Source organism: Luteolibacter arcticus, assembly GCF_025950235.1.
GTDB lineage: Bacteria > Verrucomicrobiota > Verrucomicrobiia > Verrucomicrobiales > Akkermansiaceae > Haloferula > Haloferula arctica.
The window spans coordinates 154,548-166,973 of the sequence record NZ_JAPDDT010000006.1 but is presented as its reverse complement, the minus strand read 5'-3'; the positions used below and the strand labels follow the sequence as shown (position 1 = coordinate 166,973).

Annotated in this window: 7 protein-coding genes; 1 reads left to right on the top strand and 6 read right to left on the bottom strand. The window is 60.0% G+C overall.

Translation table 11 applies throughout. The annotated features are described in order from the left end of the window. Nucleotides 1-151 precede the first annotated feature (151 nt). Entirely contained in the window at nt 152-1,024 is an 873-nt protein-coding gene (locus OKA05_RS15120) for a hypothetical protein (RefSeq protein ID WP_264488003.1), read from the top strand. An 86-nt stretch (nt 1,025-1,110) separates the two neighbouring features. On the opposite strand, the gene OKA05_RS15115 is transcribed toward OKA05_RS15120, so the two are convergent. The 6 genes from OKA05_RS15115 to OKA05_RS15090 all read right to left on the bottom strand — a co-directional run bounded on the left by OKA05_RS15115 (nt 1,111) and on the right by OKA05_RS15090 (nt 12,314). Continuing rightward, the gene (locus OKA05_RS15115; RefSeq protein ID WP_264488002.1) at nt 1,111-4,224 is read right to left on the bottom strand and encodes a carbohydrate-binding protein; all 3,114 of its coding nucleotides are present in this window, start codon (nt 4,222-4,224) and stop codon (nt 1,111-1,113) included. An 85-nt stretch (nt 4,225-4,309) separates the two neighbouring features. Further along, nucleotides 4,310-5,065: a PEP-CTERM sorting domain-containing protein gene (locus OKA05_RS15110; protein WP_264488001.1), complete on the bottom strand. Its 756-nt coding sequence runs from the start codon at nt 5,063-5,065 to the stop codon at nt 4,310-4,312. Nucleotides 5,066-5,102: 37 nt separating this feature from the next. Continuing rightward, the gene (locus OKA05_RS15105; RefSeq protein WP_264488000.1) at nt 5,103-6,056 is read right to left on the bottom strand and encodes a hypothetical protein; all 954 of its coding nucleotides are present in this window, start codon (nt 6,054-6,056) and stop codon (nt 5,103-5,105) included. A gap of 192 nt (nt 6,057-6,248) precedes the next feature. Beyond that, nucleotides 6,249-7,358 (bottom strand): hypothetical protein, encoded by a 1,110-nt coding sequence (locus OKA05_RS15100; RefSeq protein ID WP_264487999.1) that lies wholly within the window; start codon nt 7,356-7,358, stop codon nt 6,249-6,251. Continuing rightward, complete coding sequence (locus OKA05_RS15095; protein ID WP_264487998.1) at nt 7,355-7,963, bottom strand: hypothetical protein; 609 nt, start codon at nt 7,961-7,963, stop codon at nt 7,355-7,357. The genes OKA05_RS15100 and OKA05_RS15095 overlap by 4 nt, the downstream gene beginning before the upstream one ends. A gap of 388 nt (nt 7,964-8,351) precedes the next feature. Continuing rightward, on the bottom strand, nt 8,352-12,314 hold the full coding sequence (locus OKA05_RS15090; protein ID WP_264487997.1) for a LamG-like jellyroll fold domain-containing protein: 3,963 nt from the start codon (nt 12,312-12,314) through the stop codon (nt 8,352-8,354). Between the last annotated feature and the right edge of the window lie 112 nt (nt 12,315-12,426).

Here is a 12,426-nt window from a genome sequence, read left to right as displayed (position 1 = left end):
GGAAGGGAATGGACTATCCGAGGAAATAGATGGACGATCCGATTGTTTGATGAATGCGATTTGACACGCGCGTGCCAAGGTCGCGAGAAATGTCGGCTTCATGATTCGACCCCCGAAATTCTCTTTCGCGGTCCTGCTCGCCGCCGTTGGCATGCTCTCCATCCCAGTCCTCTACCTCACGAGGCCTTCGACCACGCCTCCTGGCGAAGCGAAGAGAACCCGCCTAGCCTATCCGCATGATGGGGGTCCGCCGTCCCGTTCGCCGGCTGCAACACCCGCTACCCAAGCAGGGAAGCTACCGTTCCGCCTCAAGCCGCGTCTGACTGAGGAACAGCAATCAATCGTCAAAGGCAATCCGGGTGCCCACCTGATGGCGCACCCCAAGGACGGCGACATCCTCGTCGCGTGGGCCAGCGTCGATCCACAGGCCGCGGTCCGTTGGTTGGAATCCGTTGGAGATGTCGATGGACACTATTTCGATCACCTGTCGGCGGTGTGCGCCGGACTGATGGTTCACGGCGGGATCGAAGAGATGCAGGACTACCTCAAACAACACCGGAATGATGCATTGCTGCCGCCAAAGTATCAGGATGGCAGTTTCGACGATCACCCATGGTATCTGATGGCACGGGAAGACACGGCTCCGCAGGCGATCGAATACCTGCTAGACCATCCGGATCGGCTTGACCTTGCGGGGGCGTTCATTAGCGGAATCCCCGACACGGACCGCATGCTTGCAGCGGTGAATTACTTCGCGGCCAATGGAATCGGGTGTTCCATCGACTATCCCTTTCTCAGGGACAGGGTGGAAGAAGACGGTCATCTGCTCGCGGATTGGGCCGCAGGATCTCGCCCTGACCTGCTTGAGGAAATCCTTATCGGATGGCATTCCGAAAAGGCGGAGGAGGTCAAGGGCTGGCTCGACGCGAACGCCTCGCGACCGGAGCTGGCGGAAACCGTCCTCGAGACGCGCCGCCTCATCGAGGCGGATATCCCGCCAGCGGACTTCACCGCCGATGAGTGATCGGGCGGCCGGCTCACGACACGAGCCGGACTCCACCTCTCGTTCAGGATTCCAATGACGGATCTTGCGGTTCTGGCCGCAGGCTCTCAGGGAGCTTCCTCCACGCGGTAAAAAGCCCGGGAAGCGGGTGGTGAGGGATCGGTGATTATAGCGGTCACACCGAGGGGCGTGAAGGCGCTTCCGACAGACTCGAAGGACTCGAGGTTGGTGGCTCGCTTCAACAGGTATTGCTTGCCGGTATCGAAGCCAGTGACGGTCAGTTCGAAAGCTCCGCCGTTGAAGCCGCAGGCGGTCACTATCAGGGGCTGGGGTTCGGCAAGCAGTTCAATGCTCACCGCGTCGAGCTGAATGGCAGTGGCGTTGGCGTTGGCCGCGTTCAGCGCGAAGACGAACGCCACCGGCTCCGAGCCGCTGAAGGGGAGGTCCGGCATTGTGAGATCGACGCTCACCTGTTTCCACTCACCTTTCGCCAGATTGAGCGCGGTGCCGAAGCCCGTGGTTCCCAGTTTCTCGTAGTCGGCCTTGGCATGGAAGCTCGCGGAGTTCTGCGCCTGGAGACCGACGGTGAAACGCATGTTGGTGTCCTGATAAGTGTTGGCGGTCAACCCGCGGCCGGCTTGGAAGGTAATGCGAAAGGTCCTTCCCGCCGCCTCCTCGCCGGTGAGGGAGTGAACCGCCGGGTTGGCCGAGGTGGTGCCTTGTATGACTTGGTAGGCCCAGCCAAGGTCGCCCGTCGACGACTTGAACAGGGCTAAGTCCTGGATCCCGTCAGGGACATTGGTCGTGTTGCCATTGAACTGATTACTGAACAAGCCGGTGTTCGGGTTTTCCACCCGTGATCCTGAGGCAGAGTTTGTCCAGCCCGTCATGATTTCGTCCTGCACCCCATCCGCTTTGGCGGGTGCCTCAAACGAAGAACCCGCGAGCGGCGAGACCGTTAGCAACGTGGCGGCAGGCCCAGCCGGCTCCAGGGTCGAAGAGACCTTGACCGAAAATGCCCCCCCGGCTGGCAGTTCGAATGGTCCCGGGAAAGGGTTTCCGGTATTCCTCGCCACTCCCAGGTAGTCGGTATCGAGCTGATAGGGACTGCCATCGGCCTGCTCGAACGGTGCATTGGGGATGGCTGCGCTGCCCAGCAGGAGGGAGGTGACTCGCGAGCGTGTCCGCTGGTCATCCCAAGTTCCGTCGAGCGTGATATCGAGATAGAAGCCATCGGACTCCCGCCGCAACTGCAGGCCGGGATCAAAGGATGAGGAGACGATCGGCGTCGTCTCCCGCGTCGAGGAAACGGCTCCCTTGACGAAAACGTTGCCGTTCATCGATACGGGCAGAATCGTGTTGTTGTAGTTGCCTAGAGAGACGGCTCCGACGAAGAGATTATTATAATACCTGCTATCTCCTCCCTTGATGTTGGAGGTGCCTACCAACTCAGTGGAATGAGGCGCGAAGAAAGGGGTGACACGGGTGTCGTTTGAACTCTCGATCGCGCCGGCGAAGAGATTGTGGGCATACGCCCCACCCTGGGATTTGTCCTTAAGACATCTGCTGGATAGGAAGACGTTGTGATCCACCAAGAACGGCCCGTGATTGACCTCGACGTAAAGATCCTCCTGCCAGTCGTTGTCGTGAAACAGATTGCGGGTGACATGAGTGCCTTGGGTCATCCAGTCGAGCCAGATTCCACGACAGCATCGGAAAATGTGGTTGGCGCTGATCTCGGTGTCGATCGCTCCATGGAACTTGATACCACCCATTTCCCAACCAGAGAACAAGCGCCGGATGTGAATGTCATGGATGGCATTGCCGGTGATAGTGCTAAAAGCACCCCCGAAACCACCGCAAATGCCAACCTGCTCGCAATTCGAGATCTCGTTGTTCCGGACAATGTGGCTACCGACATGCTCCTTGCTCCAGCCGTCCGCGAGCGCGCGATCGATCGTATCCTCGAAAGCGGTCGCCGTGTTTCCCGAGGTGCTATCCCAGCGGTCGCCGTATTTGCCGAGGCTCACGCCGGCGCAGGTCGAATAGCGGATGACATTGTCCTCAATCACCCAGCCTTTGCTCCAATGAGTGCCGATGAGCGCGAACTGCTCGCCATTGGGCACCTCCCACTGGGTCGCGGCTTGCTCCATGGTGAAGCCCCGAACGGTGATGAAATCCAGTTCCGGAAGGGATGGGTAGAACACGGAATCGCGCGCGCTGATCTCCACGTTCGAGACATTTGGATCCACTCCCTTGAACTGAGCGCGGATGGTAGTGTTACCCGTCGCAAATTGTTTTGACCGGAACACCAGGCAAAGCGACTGCACCCCACTGGTCGGCGCGATGTCCGCCGTGACGGTTTGCCACGTTTGCCAGCCGCCGGTGCTCGGGACCGGACAGGAGCCGAGCAGGCTACCAGTGGGGGAACCGGCATGCACCTCGATGATCCCGCCGCCGACTTGCGACGCGACGCGGAATTGGACTTGGGTCGTTTCGGTTCCGAAATTCACCGAAGCATAGCGAGCCCAGTCACCATCCTCGATGTAACCGAGGCATTGGCCTCCCTCGCTTGAAGCGGCCGGCATCACGCCGTTGCGTGTGGTATAGTTGATCGTGTCAACGCGCCCGGCGGGTGCTGCACCGATCACCGGTCGCATCCAGGAGACGTTCAACAAATAACCACCGCCGTCGACATCGGCATGCCACAGCGGGGTGGCACCGGCTGGCTGGAGCGCCAAGGCGCTGGTGGTCGTTTCGGTCAACCAGTGCCCGTTAAGGAAAACCGAGCCACAGTGATGCACCCTGCCGTTGTCGATGAACCAATCGCCGCGAAGGCGGACGTTGAATGGGTTGAACAACCCGAAACTGCTGTTGGGCAGGGTGAGTTTCCAGGTGTCGTTGGCCTCATGGACCCAGCCGGTGGCAGGCTCCGATCCCTTAATGACAACGTTTTCCCCGGGTGCGGCCTGATAGACGATGCGGTGGGCATCGTCGGTCCCGCCGCGAGGCGGGTCGATGCGTTCACGATAGACCCCTTCATGGACGGTTATCGTGTCACCCGGCTGGGCCCGCCTCGCCCCCTCCGAAATGGTCTTCAGCATGGCTACGGAAGAGCCTTGGTTGGCATCATTCCCCGCCGGTGAGACGTGATATTCGGTGGCCGAAGCGGCTAGGCATGCCGCCGCAAGAACTGCGACGATGCGATATGGAAAGTTCATGAGGGAAGAGCAGGAGTAGGGAAGTCGGGAACAACACTTCCCCCGATCATCACGAAGGAAGCTGCTCGGGTTACGACGGGCGCTTTTATCTCCGCCGACGGGCCATGAGGCCCAGCATCCCGGCGAGGCCGAGAAGGCTGGCGGAGGCAGGCTCGGGGATGAGCGTGACGCTCACATTGTCGAGATGGATGGAAGTGGCATTGGCACCGGTCAGGCCGAAGGACAGCACCAGGTTTTCGGATCCGTTGGTAGGCGCTCCCGGCATGGTGAAATCCACCGTTATTTGACGCCACTCGTTCTTGGCCAGATTGAGGGCAGTGCCGAAGCCGGTGCTTCCAAGTTTCTCGTAAGAGGCGGACGCATAGGTGGTGAAGGTCGTGCCGCCCTGAAGTCCGACGGTAAAGCCCATATTGGTGTCCTCGTAGGTGTTGAGGAGCAACCCGCGCCCGGCCCAGAAGGTTACCTGAATGGTCTGTCCCGCGGCCTCGTTGGCGGTCAGGATGTGGGTGATCGGGTTGGCCCCGGTGGTGCCCTGGAGGGCTTGGTAGGCACTCCCGAGTCCACCTGTTGAAGTCCGGAACAGGACAAAATCCTGTATGCCGTTGGGAACATTGGTCGTGTTGCCGGCAAACTGGTTGCCAAACAAGGTCGTGGCCGGGTTCTCCACCCGTGACCCGTCGGGACTGCTGGTCCAGCCGGTCATCGTCTCGTCCTGGACGCCATCCGCTTTGGCGGGACCCTCGAACGATGGGTTTGTGAGAGGGCTGATCGAAACGACGGCGGCCGAACTGCAAGCGAGGCTGGCAGCAAGGGTGAGGACGGTGGCGAGGGTATTCTTCATTTTGTGTCGATTGCGAGAGGAGGATGATTCAAGATCGTCAGGGGGCTTCCTCGACCCGGTAAAAGGCGCTGGAGGCAGGCGGTGAGGGATCCGTGACAATCGCGGTCACACCGGACGGCGTGAAAGCGGTGCCGATAGGCTCGAACTGCTCCAAGGCGGCGGAGCGCTTCAGGAGGTACTGTTTGTTGGTATCGAAACCGGTGACGGTCAGTTCGAAAGCTCCTGCATTGAATCCAGACTGGGTCACCTTCAGGGCAGGAGCCGCGGCGAGCAGTTCGATGCTCACCGCGTCGAGATGGATGGACGTGGCATTGGCATTGGCTGCGTTCAGGCCGAAGGCGACCACCAGGTTTTCGGCTCCGTTGACGGGGGCTTCCGGCATCGTGAAATCCGCCGTCACTTCCACCCACTGATCCTTGGCCAGATTGAGAGCCGTGCCGAAGCCCGTGGTTTCGAGCTTCTCGTAAGCGGCCGAGGCGTGCGTGCTGAAGGTCGTTCCTCCTTTGAGACTAACGGTAAAGCCCATGTTGGAGTCCTCGTAGGTGTTGAGGAGCAACCCGCGCCCCGCCCGGAACCTCACACGAATGGTCTGTCCCGCAGCCTCATCGGATGTCAGGATGTGGGCGATCGGGTTGGCTCCCGTGGTGCCTTGGATCGCTTGGTAGGCATTGCCGAGCCCGCCGGTTGACGTCCTGAACAGGACAAAATCCTGACTGCCGTCGGGAACGTTGGTCGTGTTGTCGCTGAACTGGTTGCTGAACAAGGCCGTCAGCGGGTTCTCCACCCGTGATCCGTCGGAATTGCTGGTCCAGCCCGTGATGGTCTCGTCCTGGACGCCGTCTGTTTTGACAGGAGCCTCGAAGGAGGCGTTGTTGAGCGGCGAGACGGAAAGCAACTGAGCCGAGGCCACCGGAATACCGACCAAGAGGCTTGCGACTAACACCGTACGGCCGGAGATCCGGCGCTGGGGAAACAGCGAATGAATGAGCATCTTTGCTATCGGGAGGATGGGTTAATTCGGGGAATGACAGGTCGCGGGCGTGCCCCGCAATTGCACGAAACGCCTTCAACATAGACCCTCCGTCACCGAGACACGGTCCGTCCCAGGAAAACCTGACGTGGTTTTCTCAACAATTTTTCCCCACCTGGCCGGATCGGCCCACCGCAGAGCGCCCCACTAGCCTCAGTTGACCAACTCGATGTCGATCTGATCGATCAGGATCAGAGTCTCGGGTGGCGTGGAGGGATCAAGCGACAGGCAGAAGTAGGCGTCGCCGCGCATGTCCCCGGGCTCGACCTTGAGATCGAAGGAGACCCGGGTGAGTTCGTCGTTCTTCAAATCGAGCGATTGGTCGGCCGTTTCCCAGCGCCCTCCGCCGGTATGGATGTGACAGGCCGCCGCGAACCGCCACGGGGGGCGGTCCTCCACAATACCTATGGCAAGGCGCATGTCGTTGCCAGTCCACCTACCGCTGCCGAGGTCCGGGCGAGCAAGGGACAGCGTGACCCGGAGCGTTCTGCCGGCGAGATCTCCAAGTTGCAACACCTTGTGCCCGCTGGCCGACATGCCATTGAGTCGTTGTTTCGCCCAACCAAACGGTGTGCCTGCGGGTCCGTGACCGAGGTAGAGGACATTGGAACCGTCGATCAAGCGCTCGGAACGTGGCAGATGGGGGCCGCCATAGGGGTTGTTCTGCCGCTCGGTGGCGGGATTGAGCACCACCGAGAAATTCCTGCCGCCCAGCAACCAGCCTTTGCAGGTGGTATTGACGGAATTCACGCTATTGATGGATTTCCCGTCGGCCAATACATCCTGCTCGAATGAGGGGTTCTCTAGCTGGCTGACCGACAGGATCTCGGGTGCGGCGCGCAGCCACAGGAACACAATCCACCCAAGGATTGCGGACAGCGAAACGACTGTCACCGCTTTCCACCACCTGCTGATTGCATACGGCGGGGCGGCGACGGGCACGTCACGCGCGCCTGCGCGATTGGAGGGTTCCACGGTGACCTGCCCGGTAATGCTGAGCGTGACATTGGACCTCTGCCCCGCCTGCTCGAAGACCAGATCCCGTCTCTCATGAATTTCAATCCGCAGCGGACGGGTCAAGGCACCCATCTCAGCATGAAGGCGGATGCGTTCCGCACAGTAAGTCCGGGCCCGGGCATTCTCGCGCAGCAATTGTTCAAGTAGGCGAGCGCCACTCTCGTCGAGGCGTTGATCGAGATAACGGTCCACCAACCCGATCAGTTCGGAATCCGGCGGCTGGGGGTCTGACGGGATGAGGTTCATGGGTCGGAACTCACCAGATGCTTCAAAATGCAGTCCTGGAGGACAGTGCGAAGCCTTTCCAGCCGCTTGTAGAGGGCATCGACCTTCCAACCCCGCGCCTCGGCCAGACTGGCGATGCTGTTTTCGTTGCTGTTCTTGCTGTAACGGACCTCAAGGATCTCGCGATGAGGAACGGGAAGCGAATCCAGACAGAGTTGCAATGCCTCAAGCCGCTGCCGGGAGGGAGTCGGATCAGCCTCCTCATGGGAGATGATCTCATTGCCGACACTTTCCAGCACGTCAGGCGCAAGGGTTACCATTCGTTTGCCCATCCGCTGGTTTCTCCGGTGGTACGCCCGACCTTCTATGGTTGCGCAACGGAATGCAAAGCGATGGAAATCCTCCCTGCTCCAACTAGGATCGTGTTTCTTCCACAGGACGAGGGAGATCTCCTGAAGACAATCCTGGGCGACGTCCAGATCGCCACCGATCCGGCTGATGAGAAACGCGGTCAAGGCCGGTCTAAGTTCCGAGAGATGCAGGGAAAAGCGCTCGATCACCAGCCGATCGGCCGGGGCAAGATCGGTTGGTATTTCAAGATCGAGATTGATGGCACTGGTGTGCATCTGTCAAAAACCGGTCCGGAGAGATGGGATCATCCACCCGGCAACTCCCCAAGGCAGGTGCCGCTGGCCAGCATCAGTTTGGCAACGTTCTGAATGGTTTGCCCGCACGTCCGACATTCCTCTTTAACGATGGACAAAACCTTGATTCAAACCGCGCCCGAAGGGCCGGTTGGCAGGTAAGAATCCCTCTCCGAAAAGCTGGAGGAGGTCAAGAGCTGGCTCGACAGTCACCTTGAGACCGCCGGACCGTTTGTCGCCAACCGGACCCATCGGTTAGATCCGTCCTTATTTGGCCCAGCGACTGATCGGGGCTGGAAGGTCGTGGATGACCCGCGGAAAATAGATGGACGATCCGATTGCCCAGAGGGAGAATCTATCTTGCCTTACGTTATCTATCCGCATTCGACGCGGCAGGAGCCGGATAGGCTTTGTAGAGCTTCATTACATCGCCGCCCCCCATCGGGGCGCTGTAAATCCGGACGTCGTCAAGAGAACCCTGAAACAGCGTGTGGTCGGAGCCATAAGTGCAGCCAAGGTAAGTGATCTGGCTATTTTGGGGCAGATCCCCCGCGGGATCCACGGTTCCTTTCAGCGCTCCGTTGACATAGAACTTCACCCCTCCTGCGCTACCGGGATCGAAGGTCACAAGGACATGCTGCCACTGGTTGGCGGTCAGTAATCCGGCCTCCGTGTCACAGGCGGCCCTGCCGGGAATGCGAAAGGACAAGCCCGTGCCCTTGGTGACAAACCCGTAGCTGCTGATCTGGGTGACAATCGAGTGATCTCCCTCGAGGGTCGTCGGATGAATCCATGCGGCGAGGGTGAGTCCTCCGCTCGTATTCACGGCCGCCGCCTTGGCATGTTGGTTGCGGTGGCCCGGTCCGGACAAGGACAGGCATGACGCACCAACCACCGGAGAGCCCCAAGTCGCGCCGTTGAAAAAGGTGAGATTGTTTGCGGAACCCGACGCGTCGACGGAAGTCGTGCCGGCTCCCTCGTCGAGTTTCCAATGGGCGGCAAGGAAGCGGTTGACCGGAATGTTCAAAGTGCCGGTGTCGGACAGTCCCGTCACATCGGTAACGCTTACGTCGAAGGAATTCATTCCGATGTCACTTGCCGAGGGCTTGCCGCCCAAGGTGCCGTCCGGAGCGATTTTGAGCCAATCGGGACCACTGACCTTGGCGTAAGAGAGGACGGTGCACGCATCCGGGTCGACGGCGGAACCGGCAAGCGTCGCGTGATAGTCCTCACCCGGTATGGCGAGCGGCCGCTTCAGTTTCGGGGGTAGCACCGGAGCGGTGCAGGTCGGGTATTCTGCGGCGAGGGTTCGGATCTCTTCCCGCCCCAGAACCGTACCATAGACGCGCATGTCATCGAGACCGCCATCGAAGTAATCGTTCACCCAGTCCACCGATTTTCCCAGCAGGGTGGGATGGTCGGTTTGCTGGATGTCGGACGCCGGTTTGGTCGCTTTCAAGGAGCCATTGACGTAGAACTTGATTCCCTCGGGATCCCCGGGGACAAACGAAACGGCAACGTGCTGCCATCGATTGGCAACAATGTGACCGCCGCCGGAAGTCTGGTTGACCACCTTCGGAATTCCCAACTCCAGCGCAGAGCCGACGAGCTTGAACGCATAGCTACCCTGCTGGGAAATGATCGTGTCCTTGCCCGTCCGGGTGGAAGGATTGATCCAAACTGCAATCGTGAAACCGCCGTTCACATCGAGCGCGGGTGCCTCTGCGGATTGCTTTGACTCGCCTTCGAAGGCCAGACTGAAGGCACCTTCACGGCTCGGCCGCTTCCAAGTCGCACCCGCCAGCGTAAGAGTTTTCCCGTTGCCGGAGGAATCCTCCGCCGCCGAGCCGTTGCCTTCATCGAAATGCCAACGCGCGCGCAACCGGGCAGGTGCTACTGTGAGGTTCACCTTGAGGTCGGAGGCTCCGTGTTCGTTGCTCATCCGGATCACCGCGCTGGTCAATCCAACGTTAGACGTTGAGGGCCTGCCGGTCAGTTCGCCATTTGCATTGACGCTCAGCCACGCTGGCCCGCTTACCTTGGAAAAAGCTGGAGCGCTTCCCACTCCGGTCCAAATCCAAGCCCACAGGGATTTTTTCATTCCGAAGTCCGTGTGGACTGCAACCTCGATCGAGGGCTCTAGAAATTTCGGTTTTTTCCCGGGGGCACCGTAACGCGCCTGAACATCCGGATCGGACAGAGCCCGCGAATAAATCCGCGTGTTGCTCAAGCAGTGCCGCTTCTTCTGGGAGCCTCCCAGAATGACGGGACGGCGTCCGTCGAAGATGATATCGCCGGGCGAAAAGGCGTTGGCCTGGGTGGCGACCTTGACACCGTCGAGATACAACCGGACTTCATTCAAGGTCCGGTCAAACACGCTGACGATGTGATACCACCGGCCGGGGACGAAGTCCTGCACGGGGGAATCGAGATTCTTCTTCGGCGCGGACGCATGGAAAGGGTGCCAATAGGTTCTCAACCGGTAGCCGCAACCCGTCACCGGATTGATGCCCATGTTCCATCCGTAGTTTTGCTCGCCCCCCCAACCCTTGGAGACGATGGCGGCATTTCCCAGCGAGTAGTCATCGCAGCGGTACCAAGTCTCGAAGGTTTGATCCCCATCGAGGGGGTCAAAACAGCAGCCGTTCTTGTTGACCGCGTTTTCAAACGGCGTGCGGCCATCCAACACCAAATCGTTGGGGGTCAGCTTCCCCCGGCCCACACGAAGCCCGCCATAACCGGAATCATCATTGCCCGTCTGCGTCGCCACGTTTCCCGGAGAAAACACCCCTCGCCCCATCGGGGCCGGAACTGAATCGGTGGCGAAGTTCCCGCTCAGGATGGAGGCGTCCGTGGAGGCATGGGCATGGGGAGCACTGTTTTTAGCGACGTTACCGGTGGTTTCGTCGAACTTATACTCGGCCATCAGTCCGTTGTTCACCACCTCGATGTGCACGAGGTCCTTCGTCTTCAGCTTCATGACGGAGTCGTCCTGCGCCGTGTAAACAATCACGTCTTTACCGACAAAGCCGGGGGCGGGCACGTAATGCAGGGTGCCGTCCTCGTTCCGGGCGACGCTCCCACCCTGCCGGGTGGTACGAGTCCACTCGGAAATGGTCAGTTGATCGCCATTGGCGTCCCAGTCATTGGCCAGCACGTCGATATCCCGGGCCGTGTCCACGGACACCCGCACGGCATCCGGATGAGTGTATGGGAAGACCGGATCGGGATAGGCATCCGCCTTGGGAAACCATCCCGCGTCGATACCTTTTCTGCGAACCTCAAGCATCCTCTGCCCGGTGATGGGTCCGATGGAGGGATGGTTGCCGCCTTGGGTGTCCGCCTGATAACCTAGATGGGAGGCGCTCCAGTTGTGGGTGTTCTCGTGGTAGAGCGCGCCCGCGCCCACCCCGTGACCATGGCCCATCGAGCTGGAAGAACTGCCGCCATTCTGCCCCCAACCCCACATGCAATCCCACCGGGCGTCTCGAAGCGGGCCATCCTTCCTATTCCATTCGGGCCCGAGCAGGTAGGGTTTGGCGTCGCCCGGATCGGGACCGTAGAACTTCTCCTTGCGGACTACCACGGTCGAGTGAGTCAGTAGCACCAGGCAACTTCGTAGCAGCATCTGTTCATAGATCAGCCCCTCGAGTTCGTAGTTGAGGAGCGTGTCCTCCACGTTTCCACCCGCGTGATTATAAGCCCCGAGCGGTAGATCCGCCCCAAGTTCATACGCTACGATGTCTCCATAATTCACGGCCACAAGAGGGGCACCGGCGTCACCCACCGGGGCCGAGGTTCCGGCGGGCAGTTTCGGGCCAATCAGCGGTAGGCCGCCACTTCCGCCACGGGGCGCGGCGACGGCCTGAGGCGGCATCGGCGAAGGCGTCCTCGGGTCAGCCAGTTGGGACGCCACCTCGTCCTTGGCGTACCAAAGGGTGTTGGGCGTCTGTTCCATGTCGAAGCAGTAAGCCCGAACGATGTTCTTGCTGTCGATCGTGGCGACGACGAGAGCATTCGGATCCTCAGTCACGGTACCCCGGAAGGTCCGCACTTCGGGGCTGGGAGTCTCCTTGTAGCCGTTGGTGGCATCCCAGACGAACAGCTTGAAATCTTTCGCGCGGGTGGTGCGCTTGTGAAGATTGAGCGTCTTGGTCGTACCACTCACCGTGACCTTGAGCAGAACGTCATCCGGCAGCGTGGCGGCGTTTGCCGTGAACAAGCTCAATGCCGGAATGTATGCCAACCTTACGCGGCGGATGATCGAAATCGCCGTCGCGGGAAGCAGCCCAACGATGCTGAAGCCTTTGCCGGCATCCGCTTTCGGAGGCAAACCAGGCGGTTCCGAAATAGAAAGACATAGCGCGGACTCAGTGAGGGGTTCTCGGGCATTCATCAAATTCATAGAAACGATCACCCAGGGTACATCCCACTCCCCTGTCTCC